Source organism: Treponema sp. OMZ 798 (assembly GCF_024181385.1).
Classification (GTDB): domain Bacteria; phylum Spirochaetota; class Spirochaetia; order Treponematales; family Treponemataceae; genus Treponema_B.
In genome coordinates, this window is sequence record NZ_CP051305.1 from 1413387 (window position 1) to 1430974 (window position 17588).

Below are 17588 nucleotides of genomic sequence, written 5' to 3' on the forward strand. Positions count from 1 at the left end.
TCCGGTTGTTTTTAAAATACTTAGAATTTAACAAAAAATCTTAACATGAAGATTACAAATAAGATCCAGGTAATAAGAGGTATTTCCTTGAATTTACCCTTAATTGATTTTAAGATAACATAGGCCAAAACGCCGTATACGATACCTTCAGCAACGCTATAGGTAAAGGGCATCATAATCATTGTTAAGAATGCGGGTATACCCTCTGTAGGATCCTTATAATTGATTTCACCGGCCTGTGTCATCATCAAAAAGCCTACCATTATCAAGGCAGGAGCAGTAGCCGCAGCAGGAATCAACAAGAAAATCGGAGAAAACAACAAGGCAACGATGAACATAAGGGCTGTAACCACAGAGGTTAAACCTGTTTTTCCTCCGGCAGCAACACCGGCGGTACTTTCTACATAACTTGTTACTGTTGAGGTTCCAAGGGCGGCGCCTACTACCGTTCCGATAGCATCAGATAAAAAGGCTTGTTTAATCTTAGGAATATTTCCATCCTTATCTACAAGGTTTGCCTGAGTTGCAACACCGACGAGGGTTCCGACCGTATCAAAAATATCTACAAAGAGGAATGAAACAAATACAATAAAGAATTTAAAAGAAAGCACATTTGAAAATTCAAAATTGAACATTGCAGGAGCTGCAGGCAGACTTAAAGGAGACCAGCCTTCCCAGCCTCCGAAGGGAACGGTAATCTTTAAGGGAATACCTATTATGGTTGTAACTAAAATACCTATTAAGATCGCTCCCGGTACCCTTAAAATAAAAAGAGCACAGGTTATAATTAAACCGATAAGAGCTAAAACTGCAGGGGAGCCCCAAGTGAATTCACCAAGTCCTACGAGGGTTGCAGGATTATCAACAATTATGCCTGAATTTTGAAAGGCAATAAAGGTAATAAAGATACCGATACCTGCAGCAACAGCCTTTTTAAGATTAATCGGTATGGATTTTACAATGGCTTCACGGACGTTTACAAGCGAAAGCAAAATAAAAAGAACGCCTTCTAAAAAAACGGCAGTTAATGCCGTAGACGGGGAATAACCTAAACCTATAACAACTCCATATGTGAAAAAGGCATTTAACCCCATTCCTGAAGCGAGGGCTACAGGCAGATTAGCTAAAAAGCCCATGGCGAGGGTTGCAATAGCGGCGGACAGAGCGGTTGCAGTAAAAACGGCACCTCTATCCATTCCGGCTTCACTTAAAATTCCCGGATTTACGGCCAAAATATAAGCCATTGCCAAAAAGGTAGTAATACCTGCAATGACTTCGGTGCGCACGGTAGTATTGTGCTCTTTAAGTTTAAAAAATCTTTCCATAACTAAGAAATTCTCCTTGGCGCATTGTAGCATAATTTTTTATTTACAGCAATATACAAATTTTATTTTTTTAGACAATTTTTATATAAAATAAATTTTAAAAATTAGTATTAAATACAAAAAAAAACTATATATAGGTATGAAGACAAAAAATATTTTTATTAAATCCTTTAGGATTTGCTCAATGATGATGCTATGCAGTATCATTTTAAATGCGGAAATACCTGTAGAAAAAGCCGCTTTTTCTATTACACAGAGTATTGATCTTAACCTTGACTACAGCCTGACAGCAGAGGCAAAAAGTCCTTTTTTTGAGGTTTATACGGCAGTAAAAATTCGGGACCATCGGCCTAAATTCGCCCTCATACCCCAAGGCTTTAGTTTAAAATTCAGCCACCTCCTATACAGGGAAAAGAAAAAGCTTTATCCTGCCCTATCTTTTTTTTACGGGGGAATCACAAAATCAAGTTTTTTAAACAGGATGCTTTTTAAAGACGGTTTTGAAAAAAAGCCTTTTTATGAAGGAATAGGCCTTCCTCCCAAATATTTGATAGAAATCTCAAAATCAAAATTTGATGCGAGCTTGGGAACGGAATTTGCAATAAAAAATTTCAATCTGGTATTTTTTTCCGAACAAAAACAAAAAGAACTGTGGCCGAATCTTTCTTTTTGTGCAGCCTACAAAAATGATAATGAAGACTACCTGGTAAACTTCAGCATTCTTTCCTCCTTAACAAATTCAGCCTACTCTCAATTTAATATCATAAAACCGAATTATGATCAATTTTATTCATTAGAATGTATCCTAGGAGAAAAAAGGAGCTTCACCGCTTCCATATTTTCAGCGGCAGGCGGAATCAAACTTCCTTACCGGGCTCTGCATGGAAACAATAAAAGTCTCTTAAATTCCAATTTAAATTTTTTAGGAAGAGCCGAGTACAATTTTCAAAGCGAGTATTTTATGCTGAATACGGGAACCTTATTTGAAAGAGACGGTTCATTAAAGGCCTTCGTTCAGCCTAAAATTGAAACCGGAGTTTTAGATATCGGCCTTTCATATAATTTTTTACGCAAATATTTTAAAAAGAAAAAATTATATGAAAATTCCCATGCGGGAGGAATGGGCGTGGACATCATCCTTACAAATTTTAAATTTAAGGGAGAGGTTTATTATGAGGATGCCGAATGGGACCTTAAAGGACAAATAAAAATTCCTATAAAACTTTTTGTTAATACAGCTTTTTCAATAAAAGGAAATACAAAACTGGAAGACAAATCCAAAAATCCGTTTATAGTAAAAAACTATTCTTTTTCGTCGGATATTAAAATAAAATTTAACAAGGCCTTCAATATAAATTTTTCTTCTTCCTTTATGCAAAAAAATAGAATAATAAAAATAAATAAGACTCCGTATATAGCTTGGGAAGAAGGGGTCTTTAAATTTTCAACCCAGGCAGAATTTATAAAAAAGACAAAGCTGACATTAAATTCTTTTAAGGGAGAAATAATATTGGAAAGCGCCAAGCCTTTTATAAAAGGAAGCCTTTCATACAAAATAAATTTTTAAAATGCAAAATGCCAAAGAGTCTCGTGTTTATAAGCCTCACCGGGTTTAATTACGGTATTGGGAAAGTGAGGCTGATGTACCGAATCCGGGAAGGCTTGACTTTCGAGGCAAATACCTGAAAATTTATTGTAGACATCTCCGTTCTTACCGGGCTCATTGTCCAAAAACCCGCCTGTATACATTATAAGACCGGGTTGTGTCGAATAAACGGTTAAGGTCCTTTTGGTAACGGGCTCTTTTACTATTGCAGCCAAGGTCTTATGATCACTGACTTCTTTTTTGATAACCCATGTATTGTCAAAACTTCCGCCTATTTCTTGTACCCCCTCGCTCAAAAGCCTCGGTTTTCTAAAATCATAGCCCGTATTTTCTACATTTAAAAACTTTCCCGTCGGAATAAGCTCTTGATTGGTTTCAAGATATTGCTCTGAAAATATTTGAACCTCATGATTTAAAACCGAAACATAGGAACCGTTAGACTGCATTCCGGCCGGATTTAAGTTAAAATAACTGTGATTGGTAAAATTGACAGGTGTTGTTTTATCCGAAACAGCCTTATATCTTATAATAATCTCATTATCGGGGGTAAGAGAATAACTTACTTCCGTTTGCAAATTTCCGGGAAAGCCCTGTTCTCCATCGGGAGAGGTGCGGGAAAAAACAACTCCTGCTTCCTGTCTGTTTTTAAAGGTCTTTGCCTCATACAGCATCTTATCGTAAAAAGGATACCCTCCGTGAAGACAGTGCTTACCCCTGTCATTCGGCGTCAAAAGATATTGCTGATTTCCTAAAGTAAATTCGGCATTCGATATTCGGCCTGCATATCGGCCTATAAAGGAGCCGAAACGGGGGAAATTATTTACATAGCCGATAAAACTTGAGTATCCTAAAACAACATCATCAAAACCTCCGTTTTTTGACGGCAAAAGGATTCCGGTAATGCAGCTTCCGTAATTAGTGGCGCATAGCATCATTTTTCCGTTAAAAATAGTAAATAATAAAGCCTTATTTCCGCTTGAAAATGATCCGAATTCGGTTGTCGTTATCTTCATACCTATCCTCCCAAGATATACAATAAGTATAGCATATTATCGCATTATATGATAGAATGCGGCACGGAGAATTTTATGAAACACAAAATTATATTACTTTTGGCAGCTATCTGCCTATTTTTCGGTTGTGCTAAAGAAAAGACACAAAAACCTATTACCATGGTATTTTTACCTAATGAATCAAGCGATGCCATGAAGGATGCAAGGCTGGCTTTTATGGAAATAATAAGCGAAGCGGTGGGCCGTCCGGTCGAAATCAAAACTACAACGGATTATAATATTGCTTTGGAAGCAATTATATCCGGAAATGCAGATATAGCCTACATAGGTGCCGAGGGTTATATAAATGCCCATAAAAGAAATCCGGCCATCGTACCTGCGGCCACCAATTCAGGCCCAAGCGGAACCTTAGAAGACGCTTTATACTATAGCCTTATAGCAGTAAGAACGGAAGATGCCCCTCAATACAAAAATGGGAACGATTATGATTTGACCCTTTTAAAAGGAAAAAATATTTCATTTGTTTCCACGAGTTCTACATCGGGATTTGTAATTCCTGCAAGCCTTCTTGTAAAAAAATTCGGATTAAACAGTACCGACGAGCTTATTCATGACACATCGGTTTTTTCTAAGGTGCTGTTTGCAGGCTCCCATCAAGGCTCTCAAGTTAACCTTTTTAGAAAGGATGCAGATGCTGCAGCCTTTGCAATTCCTCAAACAATAGGTGTCTATGATTTAATTGCAGGAGAAGCCTATCAAACAGGAGCAGCTTACAAGGTTGTTAAAGGAGCTGTAGACCCCTTCGGAAAATTCCCCGGAAGCGAAATTACCGTAATCCAATCGATTCCGGTTTTAAATGCACCCATTGTTATGAACACAAAAACCCTGACTCCCGAAGAACAGGAAAAAATACAGGAAGCCCTTATATCCGAAAAAACGGCAAACAACCCCGGCATTTTTAAAATAAAGGGAGCCGATAAACAGGGAATGTACCCCAAATACACGGAAAAAACAAAGCTTGTCAAAACCACAGATGCTTGGTACGATAAAATCAGAAATTTAACAAAATAAGTTAAAAAAAGGCTTGACATAATGATGCTTATATGCTATACTCTGCCCCACGTCGCAGGGTAGAGCAGTTGGCAGCTCGTCGGGCTCATAACCCGGAGGTCGGAGGTTCGAGTCCTCTCCCTGCTAACCAAATTAAAAGGCACTCAAAAGAGTGCCTTTTTTTATTTTTAAGTCTTTTTCTACAATTGCCGCAAGTTTATTCCGATAACGACGCCGACTGAAATCATGGCTGTCCAAAGAGAGGAGCCGCCGTAAGATAAAAACAAGAGGGGGATACCTGTGATGGGCATTATACCCATGACCATACCTACGTTTACAAAGAAATGGAAAAAGAACATGGATAAGATGCCTGAAACAATAAGTTTACCAAAAAGGTCATCGCAGCGCTTAATCGAAAGAAAAAATCTAAAAAAAACTATGCTATAAAGGGAAAAAACAAAAAGACCTCCTAAAAATCCCCATTCTTCCGATAAAATACTGAAAATAAAGTCGGTACTTTGCTCGGGCAAATACCGGTAGTGGCTTTGAGTTCCCATAAGATAGCCCCGTCCGGTTAAACCTCCTGAACCGATAGCCGTGATGGACTGGATTATATTCCACCCGTGCTTTAGCGGGTCTACTTCGGGATCCAAGAAAATAATTAAACGCATCATCTGATACTCTTTTAAAGCCCTCACCCCGGCTATGGACCCTGCAAAAGCAATAGTGATAAGCGAAAGAACATAGGCTATCCAATAATAATATCTTCTTTTTAGTAAAACATTACCTATCATAGCAATAACGGTTGAGATACCCATCGCAAACAAAATAATAATAGAAACTTGAGAATTTTTTAAAATATTTGTCATAATATGACTTGTCTTTAAAATTACTTCTTCCCAAAGAGGCATAAGGGTAAACACTATTGTTAATACCCCAAGAAAAAAGACATAGAGGATAAAACGCAGCGGTATACCTGCAATAAAACACATTATCAAAAAAATCGGAATATATACGCTTGCGGTTCCAAGGTCGGGCTGTTTTAAAATAAGGGCAACAGGCACAAACATTATTGCCATGGCCTTTATAAAACGTTTCAAAGGTTCTTCATTTTGAGATTTTTCCAAATAATAAGCTAAAAAAAGAATAAAAATAAGCTTAATAAATTCGGAAGGCTGGATGCCGAGATTTTTTAAACCTATCCAGCTCCTTGCATTATGCCTTACAGTTCCAAAAATCCCTGTATACAAAAGCAAAAGCATTCCCAATAAATAAATTAAAAAGGTTCTGTCCTTTATACGCCTATAATCATAAATACATGAAAGCAAGAGTAAAGCAATACCGGTACAAGCCCATAAAATCTGCTTTTTATATTCCTTAGAAACAAGCTCACCGCTTGAGTTTACACCTGAAGAATAAATAAAAAGTATGCCTATAAACGACAAAAGAACAACAGCCAAAAATAATAAATAATCAAAGTTTGTAATTTTGCGTATGTTCATTCGCTTCTCCTTACGACTGCAGGGAGTTGTCTAAATCCGAGATAGTCTATAGTTTCATCATAGGTTTGATTTGCAAGAGTTCCATGCAGTATTATATTGGCAGCATATGGGGCCCACCATTCCCATCCGTTTACAGCCTCGACAATAACACTGACAACTACCATATCCTTAGGAGGCGCATCATAGGGACCGTAAGCGACCATCCATGAATGCCAACTATCATCTAAACCGACTTCAGCAGTTCCCGTTTTTCCTGCAAGGCGGAACATGGGATTTTTCATGGGAAAGCGGGCCTCTCCCTGTATCGTAACAAGATTCATGGCCTGTCTGACTTGTTGAAAGATCTCCTGTCCTATATTTTCTTGATGAAGAATTTCAGGTTGAATAGTTTTTATAACCTCACCGCTTGAAGGATCCCTTATTTCTTTTAAAAGGTGGGGTTTATAAATTATTCCGTTATTTATAACCATGCAGGCCATATTTGCTACCTGAAGCGGGGAAGCAAGAGTAAAGCCTTGACCTATCGACATATTCATTGTGTCTCCGTTAAGCCATTTTTCATGGAAACGGCGCTCCTTCCACTTAGGTGATGGAAGCACACCATGAGTTTCATTAGGTAAGTCTATCTCGGTAGATTGACCTAAACCAAAACGTTTCGCATAATCGACGATTTTTTCGATACCCAAGTAATCGCGGCACACAGTCCAATAATAAACGTCACAAGATTTTGCCAAGGCTTCGTTTAAGGCCAATTTTCCATGACCGGGTTTCCTTATATGACATCTGAATACACGGTTTCCATATTCAATTTCTCCCAAACAAGGAACCGTGTTTTCAGCCGGAAAAGCTTTTTCATTTAAAATGGCTGTGTTCATTATAACTTTAAAAGTAGAAGCAGGAGGATAATTAGCCCCTATTGCCCTGTTCAAAAGCGGATTATTAGGATTTTCAAACAATTCTTTTGCAAGAGAACTTGTAATTTCCTTACCGAAGATATTTTGATCAAAAAAAGGATAAGAAACCATTGCCAAAACCTCTCCTGTTGTAGGTTTCAAGACTATGGCAGCCCCTATTCTGGGACCTAATGCATCTTCCGCCAGTTTTTGAATCCTCTTGTCAATGGTAAGCACAAGGTTATTCCCCATCTTAGGAGGTGTTACAACCGTAGTATTTTCTATGTATCTTCCCTTGGCATCTACCGTCCGATATTCCACCCCATCGGTACCGCGCAAAATTTCATCATATTGCTTTTCTATTCCGGCCTTGCCTATAATACTGTTTGATGTATATCCTTTATTATAAAAACGGGTCAATTCGTCCGTGGTAATATCTCCTACATATCCTATTATGTGGGAAAAAGAGCGGGTATCTACATAGTTTCTGACAGGCTTCGAGTGCCATGAAACCCCCGGAAGAGAATCTATACTTTCTGCAACCTGTACAATAGTAGAATAATCGACATTCGATTTTATTTCTATCGATCTAAAATCTCTTCTGACACTTACCGGTAATTTTTTTTCTATTTGCGAAACCGGAATTTTTAATATCGAACTTAGCCTGTTTATTACGGTATCAAATTCCTGACGAGGAACCTCGCCCGGAACAATATCAACCGCAAAGGAGTCAATATTTAAAACCATAGGAGTATTTGCTTCCCTGTCAAAAATCTCGCCTCTTTGAGCAGGTATAACGGTTGTCCTTTTCGAAATATTTTGAGATTTTTTCTTAAATTGATCCCCATGAATAATCTGCATAGAAAACAGTTTATAGGAATAAGCTATCAAAATAAAAAAAACGAAGATTGAAAATAACCTAAGCCGTGAATTTAAACTGTCTTCGGTATTTTTCATATTGTGCTATACTCCTTCGATATAAAGGCTTGAGGAAAGAGATTAAAAAATAAAAATACCAAGGGAGTAAAAAAAACATTTACCGCTGCTTCTATGACAAAGTTTATCGAAAAAACGTCATAGGTATGAATGTTTTGCCCAAAGAGTATCTTTAAAACAAATAAAAGTATAACCTTAAGTATAAAGCCTAGACTGCCTAAAACACAGGGAAAAATTACCTTGTTTAAGTTATAAAGCCCGTAAAATTTTCCTATTAAGTATCCTGTCAGAGTAAAAATAAATGAATGTAACCCTATGGGAGCTGCCGACAAAAAATCGGCTAAAAGACCTGCAATAAACCCGCAAATCAAACCTGTAAGAGATCCGTTGGAAATTGCAATGTAGATAACGGTAAGCAAAACCAAATCAGGCAGCACAGTAAAAAAAGATATATGAGAAAAAATAGCCGTTTGAAGCAAGGTTATAAAAAAAACGCTTAAAGAAGTCCACAAAATAACTTTTTTCAATTTATTAAAACTCCTTTTCTATTTTTGAAGTATCAAGCACAAATACATATTCCAAACAAGAAAAATCTATTATAGGATTTACATATAGCTCAAGCGAGGTTTCATAATCAAGGGCCTTAATTTTAGAAACATAACCTATAGGAATATTTTTTGGGAAAATCGAAGCATCATCAAATCCGGAGGTAATTATTTTATCGCCTATTTTAATATCATCTCCTGCCCTCTTTTTTATATACTTCATAACTAGGGGCGAATCTTCCGAGCCTTGTCCGCTTACCACCCCGCGATGTTTTACCAAGTCAACTTTTGCTGCAACATGACACTGATAATCATAGATAGGTATAACCATGGACGCCCCCCTTCCTACCTGTAAAATTTTTCCTACAAGGGCCATATTTCCGTTTTGGAAGGCTATAACAGGCATGTCTTTTCTGACACCGTGCTTTACCCCCCTGTTAATAATCATCCCGGAATACAGAGCGTTAGGATCATAACCTATTATTTCGGCAGGAATGTTTGCTATTTGGATGGTGTCGGTAAATTTAAGAAGGGTACGCAGCTCATTATTCTCTCTTTTTACATCGGCATTAGAGCGTTCCAAAAGTTCATATTTTTCAAGCTGCTTTGTAAGCTCATTATACTTTGCTTTTAAATCCCATAATTCCCTAACCGAAGAAACACTTTCCCCCACAAAGGAGGAAACATTGTAAACAGCTTTTTCCGTTCCGGCACTTACCGAAAAAGCCAATCTTTTAAAATCCAAAATAAAAGAACCGCCGGAAAAAGCCATAAGAACGGATGAGATTAAAAGGAATAAAATTAAAAGAAAAACTTCAAGATTTAGTTTAAACGAAAGTTTTTTCTTCATAGGGTCTAATTATTTAAGCTGTCATAAAGACTGCGGTCAACAGTCATATCCCTAAACACTTCATAATATCTTCCGGCACCTATTGCAACGCAGTCCATAGGATTTTCAGCCAAGATTACAGGAACACGGGCTTCTTTAGCTATAAGTTTAGGAAGACCCTTCAATAAAGAACCTCCTCCGGTCATTACAATTCCTCTTTCAACAATATCGGCAGTAAGTTCAGGCGGTGTCTGGGCTAGGGTTCTTTTAATCTCTTCAACAATCTGTGTAACAGGTTCTTTTAGAGCTTCCCTGACCTCAACAGAGTCTATTTCCAATCGGCGGGGAAGTCCCGTGATGGCATCGGTACCTTTAATTTCGACTTTTTCGATTGTTTTTTCGGGAGAAGCGTTGCCTATGCTTATCTTTACTCTTTCCGCTGTCTGCTCTCCGATTATAAGATTATCAACCGAGCGGACATGCTTAATTATGGCTTGATCGAACTCATCGCCTCCTACACGGATAGCATTTGTTACAACCATGCCGCAAAGAGAAATAACCGAAACTTCGGTAGTACCTCCTCCGATATCGCAAACCATATTTCCGGCAGGCTCGTGAATAGGAATATTTGCACCGATGGCTGCAACCAAAGATTCCTCCAAAACCTTAACCTCTCCGGCCCCTGCCTTCATGGCACTTTCATAAACAGCATTACTTTCAACATCCGTAATACAACTTGGAATACCTATAACCATTCTGGGTTTAACAAAACGGTGCTTAGGTAAAATTTTAGAAACAAAGTAGCGGATCATCTTTTCGGTAGTGTCCATGTCGGCAATAACCCCATCCTTTAATGGCCTAATAGCCACAATATTTCCCGGAGTTTTCCAAAGCATTCTTTTAGCTTCGGAGCCTACGGCGACCACCCTCTTTGTACCCCTTTCAACGGCAACAACGGAGGGCTCATTCACTACTATGCCCTTTCCGTTCACATAGATAATAGTATTGCATGTTCCCAAATCTATTCCTATATCTGTTGAAAATCTTTTAAAAAAGCCCATTTCATCCCCCAAAATTTTTATAAATTTAGTTTAGCCCGTGTTTTTACATGGAGCGGATCGAATTTAAGAGCTTTCCGCCATTCTGCACGGGCCTTTATCATATCTCCTTGAAGTTCATATACAACACCCAAGCCGTAATGAGCATCGGCTGAGGTCATATCCTTTTCAAGAATGGTATTAAATTCCTTTACAGCATCATCTATCTTATTCTCTTCGATAAATAAACTACCCAATAAATATCGGCATTTTAATTCTAAAAGTGTATCCTTCGTTTTATCTATTGTTTCAAATAAGTACAACTTCGCATTTTGTTTATCCGAAATCTTAATATAGTTTTCGGCAAGAGCAAAAAACAATAAGTCTGAAGGGCTATTTGCAAGGGCATCCGAAAAAGCATCGATAGCTCTTTCAGGCTCCCCTAAAAGAGATGCCGACATGCCTCTGAATTCCGATAAATCTGCAAATTTTTCTCCGGAATTATATGCAATATCCAAGTATTTTAGAGCAAGGTCTGCATAATAATATCCCTTTTGATAATAAGCCTTTCCCAATACATAGGCAATTTTTGACTGTTGGGATTTTGAAACGCAGTACATCGCCTGTCTTAAATTCAAGATAGAATCATTTAGATAAGCATAGCTTACCGAAAAATCGGTTTGCTCGGCAAATATATAATAGGCTGCAAAGCCCCTCATAGCCAAGGCCTCACCGTCATATGCCCTTCTTTTTAAAATACTCTCTGTTTTTTGATATACGCTCTCGTAATTTTTTTCGGCCCAATCGGCATAAACCTCTTTCATAGAAGGTATGCCTGCATAGTTTTTATTATAGATATATAAAAAATAGACGGCAGAAGCCGCACACAAGAGAAAAAGCAAAATTATAAAAAATCTTTTTGAACTTCTTTTTTTGTTTGAGAAATTTTTATGTGATCTTCCTTTTGAAAATTCCATTTTTATAATACCTAAAAAAAGGGATTAATAAGCCGGATTCTGTTTCTGTAAAACAGACGGAACCATCTTTCTTAAATCTGCTTTACAGCAGACCTTTATCGCGGTTAACCCGTAAATTAAGAATCGGAGATTCTTTACTGCTTAACCTTGCTCCCGATGAGGTTTACATTGCCGTTTTCGTTGCCGAAAACGCGGTGGGCTCTTACCCCGCCCTTTCACCCTTACCGCAAAATGCGGCGGTTTACTTTCTGTTGCACTGTCTGTAAACGGAAACTTTCATTTCCGTTCCCCGGCCGTTAGCCGGCATCGTTTCCGAAGGAGTCCGGACTTTCCTCTGCAAATGCAGCGGTTCCCTTAATCCCAAAATTATTTAATCTTCGTCTTTACCGTCTTCAAAGCTTGAAAGGAAATCCTCATTTGCAGAATCACCAATATCAAGCAGCCCTTCCATATCGGAATCATTAAAATATGCGTCCTGATCGGTCGTTAATTCGGATTCCTCATAGAATAGAATACGGCTGCAGTAGGGGCAGAATTTTATATCCTGACCTGACCTGACTTCATTTACAAACTGAGCGGGAAGAATCATGTGGCAGCCCATACAAACATTTCCTTGAACGGAAACAATACCGACGCCATGTTTATTCTTTATAATTCTGTCGAATTTAAACATTGTTTCATCGCTCAAACCCGGAGAAAGTTTTTTTTCTTCCTGCTTCAACTGTTCTACCTTATTTTGTTTTTCGGAAACCTCCGAGTCCAAGAGCTGTTTATGTTCTTCAAGTTCTTTCTCGGTTTGTGTAATAAGCTCTTCTTCCTGCTTAATGTTTGCATCTAAAATTTTAAACTGACTTTCAAGCCTTAGAAGATCTTTTCTTATAGTTTCGGCCTTTGTAGTAGAATCATCGATTTCCTTTTGCAAGATTTCATACTCGCGCTGAGTTTCGATATTATCCATCGCTTTTTCGGCCTTTTCTCTCTTTTGTTCAGCTTCAAAAAGATCAGCCTTCAAAACGGCAATACCTTTACGCAGCTCTTCATACTCGCTGTTCATTTGGATATAACCGGACTTTAACTTTTCCAAAAGCTCTTCCTGCTGTGTAAGAGCCTTTGGGGCATCCAAAATCTCCGTTTCAAGTTCATTTTTTCGAGCAAGAATATCCTGTAAAGCTCTCAATTTTTCCAATACATCATTATCCATAAATTACACCCCTTTAATTATCAAGATAAACGATTATCAATTATCAAGATAATCTTTTAATTTTCTGCTGCGTTTAGGATGGCGCAGGCGCCTTAGTCCCTTTGCTTCTATTTGCCTTATTCTTTCGCGTGTTACATCAAAGTATAAGCCTACTTCTTCAAGGGTAAGAGGATAGCCTCCCTCAATACCGAAGCGCATTTTTAAAACTTCCTGCTCACGCTCAGGCAAACTTGAAAGCACCATTTCAAGCTGCTCCTGTAAAAGGGTAAGCTCGGTTCGGTTTGAAGGATTTTCAACACCCTTGTCTTCAATTAAATCTCCTAAGAGGGTATCTTCTTCTTCACCTATAGGCGTTTCAAGAGAGATCGGCTCCCTTGCGACATTTTTAACCTGCTTAACCTTTTCGATTGACCAGCCTAACTGCAAGGCTATCTCATCATCATTGGGTTCACGGCCTAGTTTTTGCATAAGCTGGCGGGACTCTCTGTTTACCTTGTTTATCTGTTCAATCATGTGAACAGGAACACGGATTGTACGTGCCTGATCCGATATTGAGCGGGTAATAGCCTGACGGATCCACCATGTAGCATAGGTAGAAAATTTATATCCCTTCCTGTACTCAAACTTTTCAACAGCCTTTATAAGCCCTATATTTCCCTCTTGTACAAGATCAAAGAACTGTAGTCCCCTGTTTATGTACTTCTTGGCAATCGAAACGACAAGACGCAAGTTTGCATTTATGAGCTTATCTTTTGCATTTTTAAGCATCCTCTGGCCGTTTTTTATTTCTGAAGTGAGCTCAATAACCTCATCTACCGTAGCTTCAAAATCGTACTCAACCTTGCGTATCTTACGGGTCAGCACCTGAATTTGAGTATATATATCCTTTACTTCATTGGCCGAAATATTAAGCTCTTTTTCGAGTTTTTCTCTTTCTCTAGGAATTGCGAGCCGTTTACCCAATTTTCTTAAATCGGCATAGCTTTTAATGCCAAGCTGTTTTTCTTTTCTTTCTTTTTTATTTTGATAGTCTTGAACCTTTTCGGTAGCTTCAATAAAGCGGTCTGAAATTTTTTCTATTTCTTCCGATTCAATGTGAATACGTTTAAGGCTGTTAAAAATCTTCTTCCGCAAAGCTTGAAGCTCAGGGCTTTCCAAAAAGCTTTCCAAGGTTTCTCTGTCATAACAGTGCTTTTTTAAGGACATATATTGCTTAATTTCGGAATATATGTTCCGTAAACTGTCGCCGTAAACCTGCTTGAGACGCTTTTTCTCGGCCATTTCTTCACTTAACTCTTTGCGCGGCTTATTGGACTCAGCGGGATCTAGCTTTGAAAAGGCCTTTTGTCCGATTACAAAAAATTCGGGAATTAAGATACCGGAATTTTTTATAACCTTTTTGATAATGGACTCTCCGTCTTCCATGCTTTTTGAAAGAGAAACTTCCTCGTCGGCAGTTAAAAGATCTTCCTTGCCTATCTCCTGAAGATAAAGCTTAATCGGATCGTCAACTCCGGCTTCGTGAGAAGTTCTAACCAGTTTTTTTGCCGTCTCATGCCTGGGCTTTTCTTTTTCGATATACGGAGTTTCGACGTCATCCGAATAAGGACTTTTTATATCGTCATCATCGTCTTCTTCATATGCATCATCCAATAAACGATAGTCCTCATCATTGCCGCCCTGAAAATCGGAGTCGGTTTCCGAATTAGTTTCGGATACCCCTTCATTTTTTATTTGAATACCGGCGCCTTCCAAAATATCCAGAATATCGGGTATAGTTTCCGGAGACATTAAGTCTTCGGGCAGTAGATCATCAAGATCACTCAATCCTATTGTGCGCTTCCTTTTGGCATATCCCAAAAGTTTAATAATCGCAGGATTCTTTTCGAGATCAGTCATACACCTTTCCCTTTAATTTTTTTAGTTGAATGTCGATACTTTTTTTTTCTTCCATTAGTTCTTTTGTCAAGTTTACCGTATCGACATTCTTTTCTCCATGTAATAACCTTAATCTGCCTATGATTTTGTCTTTTTGTTTTTGTAGAACATTTTGTTTTATAAAATTTATGCCGTCATCGACTACCTTTTCAGAGTTGTCGGCGAATTCACCCTTAGAAATTGTCTGAGAAACAATATCCTTTAATTTTTCTTCCCCGCATCTGTGCATTAGATTTGCATAAGTATAGGCACCATCTCTATAACATTCTTCTAAAACAATAAACAAATGTCTGGCATAAAAATCCTCAAAATCATCAGGGCTCAACTCGGAACGCAAACGGGAAAACAGATCAGTATTTGCCGCAACGGCAAGCACCAATCGTAACTCGGCATTCATTCTTATATTTACCGGCTTTTGTTTTACCTCGTCAACTATATGCCTTAGAGCCTTTTTTTCGCGGTTTTCATAATCGCCGAAAATTGCTTGTTGACTGACACCAAAGGCCGATGAAAGTTTAGAAATTGCAGACTCCCTTTGAATATCGGATTCCAGGACCTCAATATACGGAAACAAAAAGGCTATAGCTCCGGCCTTTCCTTCCGGACTGCTTATATCAAATCTCATGGACGCAATTTGTATAAGATAATCGTCGTCTACTATAGCACATTCCAAAAGAAATTTCAAGCCTTCTTTTCCTTTTTTTTGTAGAATTTCGGCAGGGTCCTTTCCGTCCTTCATATACAAAACGCGTACATTTACCCCCAGCCCCCTGCAAATTTTTATAGCCTTGTAAGAAGCTTCCTGTCCGGCCGAGTCCGAATCAAAGGCAAGATAAAATGTATCTGCAAAGGATTTTAAAAGTTTTACCTGATCTTCGGTAAGGGCCGTTCCCAAGGGAGCCACGGCATTTTCGATTCCGGCCTGAAAAAAGGCTAGAACATCCATGTAGCCCTCGCATAATATTACCGACTTCAATTTTCGGATCTCGGGCAGAGCATGATGAAAGGCAAAAACGGTTTCTCCTTTTTTATATTGAGGCATATCCGAGGAGTTTAGATACTTAGGTCCCTCTCCTTCCAAAATACGGCCTCCGAATGCTATTGTTTTTCCGTGACGATCGCAAATCGGGAACATAAGCCTATCGGAAAAAAAAGCTATATTTTTATAGTTTTTAGAAAAAAGTCCTGTTTTTTCCAGCAGGGATTCGGAGTAATTTTTTGACAACAAAAACTTATGAAGCCAGTACCGGTCTTTAGGAGAATAACCCAGATTGAATTTTTCGATTATTTCGGGAGAAACATTTCGGGAAAGAAGGTAATCGAGGGCTTTTTTCCCCAAAGGATTTTGAGTTAAAAGAAAATGAAAGCTGCCTGCAACCTTGCCGTAAAGTTCTAAGATTTCGTCTTTAAGTTTTGCCCCTTCATCGGGAACATAGGAGCCGCCCTCATAGATGACCTCAATACCTGCATTTTTTGCAAGCCGCTCTACTGCTTCAGTAAAGGAAAGCTTTTCCATCTCCATCAAAAAGTTGATGGTTCCGCCGCCCTTGTGGCAACCGAAACAATAATACATCCTTTTATCGGGAACAACATTAAACGACGGAGTTTTTTCATTATGGAAGGGACAGCAGCCCCACCAGTTAGCCCCCCGCTTTTCCAAGCGGGTATAGTTCTCGACAAGGGATACAATATCGGTCATTTCGGTTACTGCATCGACTGTTTTTGAACTTATCTTAGGCATTTATCACTCCTTAAGTTTTTTAGGTAAGTGATTTTACTATAAAGAGGCTTAAAAATCAAGCACAGAGGTTTGGTTGGTTTTTATACAACCGCAAGGAACGCAAAGGAATTTTTAAAAGTTTTAATAATAAATATTTTATCCGGAAATTTTAGTATTTTTTTCAAATAAATCCTACAAATATAATGAGGAGGAGAAATATGAAAAAATTAGGAGAAAACAAATGGTAAAAAGATTTGAAGATTTGACATTACAGGATGATTTTATGTTTTGTAAGGTTATGCAAAACCAAAAGCTATGTAAAAAACTTATTGAAATGATACTATTTGATACAATAGGTAAAATTGCGTATGTTTCGGTGCAGCATAGTATTAACACCTATGAACAGGCAAAATCCGTAAGGTTTGATGTTTTGGTGCAAGCAGAAAACGGTAAATTTTATGATGTGGAAATGCAGGTAAGCAATGAAAGGAATATCCCAAAAAGAATGCGATTTTACCAAGCAGCCCTAGATATTTCTTTTTTGGATAAAGGCAATTTCTATAACAACTTAAATGACAGCTTTATAATTTTTATCTGTTTATTTGATGTTATAGGCAAAATAGGCCTGTTTATACCTTTGAAAATCTTTGTATGGAGGACAAAAATGCCTCTTTACAAGACGGAACAAAAAAAGTTATAATAAATGCGGAAGCTTTTAAAAACACTGAGGACAAAGAACTAAAGGAATTTTTAACATACCTTAAAACAGGTAAAACAAATAATGAATTTACAAGGGGGATAGAAGAAATGATACAAACAGTAAAACAAAACGAACAGGCAAGACAAGAATACAGATTATTATCTACTTTTGAAATGGATATTAAGGATAGTACCGAATATAGAGTTAAAAAGGAAACAGCAAAACTTATGAAAAAGAGAGGATATCCAGTGTCTGAAATTTTAATAATGACGGGGCTTTCCGAATCCGAAATAGAAAAATTGTAGTTTTATAAGTT

General features: G+C 38.0%; 13 protein-coding genes, 1 tRNA gene, 1 other RNA gene and 1 pseudogene. 4 read left to right on the forward strand and 12 right to left on the reverse strand.

Annotation, left to right across the window (positions count from 1 at the left end; translation table 11 throughout):
• Window positions 1-20: 20 nt before the first annotated feature.
• Window positions 21-1325: an NCS2 family permease gene (locus E4O07_RS06670; RefSeq protein ID WP_253688090.1), complete on the reverse strand. Its 1305-nt coding sequence runs from the start codon at window positions 1323-1325 to the stop codon at window positions 21-23.
• 139 nt (window positions 1326-1464) lie between these two features.
• Here E4O07_RS06670 and E4O07_RS06675 point away from each other — a divergent pair, with 139 nt between their 5' ends.
• The gene (locus E4O07_RS06675; RefSeq protein ID WP_253688091.1) at window positions 1465-2892 is read left to right on the forward strand and encodes a hypothetical protein; all 1428 of its coding nucleotides are present in this window, start codon (window positions 1465-1467) and stop codon (window positions 2890-2892) included.
• On the opposite strand, the gene E4O07_RS06680 is transcribed toward E4O07_RS06675, so the two are convergent.
• A complete protein-coding gene (locus E4O07_RS06680) occupies window positions 2889-3944 on the reverse strand; it encodes an aldose epimerase family protein (protein ID WP_253688092.1) in 1056 nt (351 codons plus the stop codon). The two genes, E4O07_RS06675 and E4O07_RS06680, sit on opposite strands and share 4 nt — an antisense overlap.
• A gap of 75 nt (window positions 3945-4019) precedes the next feature.
• On the opposite strand from E4O07_RS06680, the gene E4O07_RS06685 reads away from it, so the two are divergent.
• The gene (locus E4O07_RS06685) at window positions 4020-5015 is read left to right on the forward strand and encodes a phosphate/phosphite/phosphonate ABC transporter substrate-binding protein (RefSeq protein WP_253688093.1); all 996 of its coding nucleotides are present in this window, start codon (window positions 4020-4022) and stop codon (window positions 5013-5015) included.
• A 53-nt stretch (window positions 5016-5068) separates the two neighbouring features.
• Window positions 5069-5141 (forward strand) — tRNA-Met (locus E4O07_RS06690).
• A gap of 53 nt (window positions 5142-5194) precedes the next feature.
• Here the strand turns inward: E4O07_RS06690 and rodA are convergent.
• From rodA to dnaG, 10 genes are all read right to left on the reverse strand, one after another.
• Complete coding sequence (gene rodA / locus E4O07_RS06695) at window positions 5195-6496, reverse strand: rod shape-determining protein RodA (RefSeq protein ID WP_253688094.1); 1302 nt, start codon at window positions 6494-6496, stop codon at window positions 5195-5197.
• Window positions 6493-8346, reverse strand: coding sequence for a penicillin-binding protein 2 (gene mrdA, locus E4O07_RS06700; RefSeq protein ID WP_253688095.1), 1854 nt, complete (start codon window positions 8344-8346; stop codon window positions 6493-6495). The genes rodA and mrdA overlap by 4 nt, the downstream gene beginning before the upstream one ends.
• Window positions 8343-8852, reverse strand: a complete 510-nt coding sequence (mreD, locus tag E4O07_RS06705) for a rod shape-determining protein MreD (RefSeq protein WP_253688096.1) — start codon at window positions 8850-8852, stop codon at window positions 8343-8345. The genes mrdA and mreD overlap by 4 nt, the downstream gene beginning before the upstream one ends.
• A 4-nt stretch (window positions 8853-8856) precedes the next feature.
• Window positions 8857-9720: a rod shape-determining protein MreC gene (mreC, locus tag E4O07_RS06710; RefSeq protein WP_253688097.1), complete on the reverse strand. Its 864-nt coding sequence runs from the start codon at window positions 9718-9720 to the stop codon at window positions 8857-8859.
• A gap of 5 nt (window positions 9721-9725) precedes the next feature.
• Entirely contained in the window at window positions 9726-10760 is a 1035-nt protein-coding gene (locus E4O07_RS06715) for a rod shape-determining protein (RefSeq protein WP_253688098.1), read from the reverse strand.
• A gap of 17 nt (window positions 10761-10777) precedes the next feature.
• On the reverse strand, window positions 10778-11713 hold the full coding sequence (locus E4O07_RS06720; RefSeq protein WP_253688099.1) for a tetratricopeptide repeat protein: 936 nt from the start codon (window positions 11711-11713) through the stop codon (window positions 10778-10780).
• Window positions 11714-11729: 16 nt separating this feature from the next.
• An RNA gene (rnpB, locus tag E4O07_RS06725) (RNase P RNA component class A) lies at window positions 11730-12075 on the reverse strand.
• A gap of 8 nt (window positions 12076-12083) precedes the next feature.
• On the reverse strand, window positions 12084-12914 hold the full coding sequence (locus tag E4O07_RS06730) for a zinc ribbon domain-containing protein (protein ID WP_253688100.1): 831 nt from the start codon (window positions 12912-12914) through the stop codon (window positions 12084-12086).
• A 36-nt stretch (window positions 12915-12950) separates the two neighbouring features.
• On the reverse strand, window positions 12951-14813 hold the full coding sequence (gene rpoD / locus E4O07_RS06735; RefSeq protein WP_253688101.1) for an RNA polymerase sigma factor RpoD: 1863 nt from the start codon (window positions 14811-14813) through the stop codon (window positions 12951-12953).
• Complete coding sequence (gene dnaG / locus E4O07_RS06740) at window positions 14806-16593, reverse strand: DNA primase (protein WP_253707025.1); 1788 nt, start codon at window positions 16591-16593, stop codon at window positions 14806-14808. The genes rpoD and dnaG overlap by 8 nt, the downstream gene beginning before the upstream one ends.
• Window positions 16594-16813: 220 nt before the next feature.
• Here dnaG and E4O07_RS06745 point away from each other — a divergent pair.
• Window positions 16814-17577: pseudogene (locus E4O07_RS06745) on the forward strand (Rpn family recombination-promoting nuclease/putative transposase).
• The last annotated feature ends 11 nt before the right edge of the window (window positions 17578-17588 follow it).

Excerpts from the sequence above, each read along its gene's own strand:
- E4O07_RS06715 (WP_253688098.1), bottom strand. The coding sequence starts at position 10,760 with ATGGGCTTTTTTAAAAGATTTTCAACAGATATAGGAATAGATTTGGGA.
- E4O07_RS06685 (WP_253688093.1), top strand. The coding sequence starts at position 4,020 with ATGAAACACAAAATTATATTACTTTTGGCAGCTATCTGCCTATTTTTC.
- E4O07_RS06720 (WP_253688099.1), bottom strand. The coding sequence starts at position 11,713 with ATGGAATTTTCAAAAGGAAGATCACATAAAAATTTCTCAAACAAAAAA.
- rpoD (WP_253688101.1), bottom strand. The coding sequence starts at position 14,813 with ATGACTGATCTCGAAAAGAATCCTGCGATTATTAAACTTTTGGGATAT.
- E4O07_RS06730 (WP_253688100.1), bottom strand. The coding sequence starts at position 12,914 with ATGGATAATGATGTATTGGAAAAATTGAGAGCTTTACAGGATATTCTT.
- mrdA (WP_253688095.1), bottom strand. The coding sequence starts at position 8,346 with ATGAAAAATACCGAAGACAGTTTAAATTCACGGCTTAGGTTATTTTCA.
- mreC (WP_253688097.1), bottom strand. The coding sequence starts at position 9,720 with ATGAAGAAAAAACTTTCGTTTAAACTAAATCTTGAAGTTTTTCTTTTA.
- rodA (WP_253688094.1), bottom strand. The coding sequence starts at position 6,496 with ATGAACATACGCAAAATTACAAACTTTGATTATTTATTATTTTTGGCT.
- dnaG (WP_253707025.1), bottom strand. The coding sequence starts at position 16,593 with ATGCCTAAGATAAGTTCAAAAACAGTCGATGCAGTAACCGAAATGACC.
- E4O07_RS06675 (WP_253688091.1), top strand. The coding sequence starts at position 1,465 with ATGAAGACAAAAAATATTTTTATTAAATCCTTTAGGATTTGCTCAATG.
- E4O07_RS06670 (WP_253688090.1), bottom strand. The coding sequence starts at position 1,325 with ATGGAAAGATTTTTTAAACTTAAAGAGCACAATACTACCGTGCGCACC.
- E4O07_RS06680 (WP_253688092.1), bottom strand. The coding sequence starts at position 3,944 with ATGAAGATAACGACAACCGAATTCGGATCATTTTCAAGCGGAAATAAG.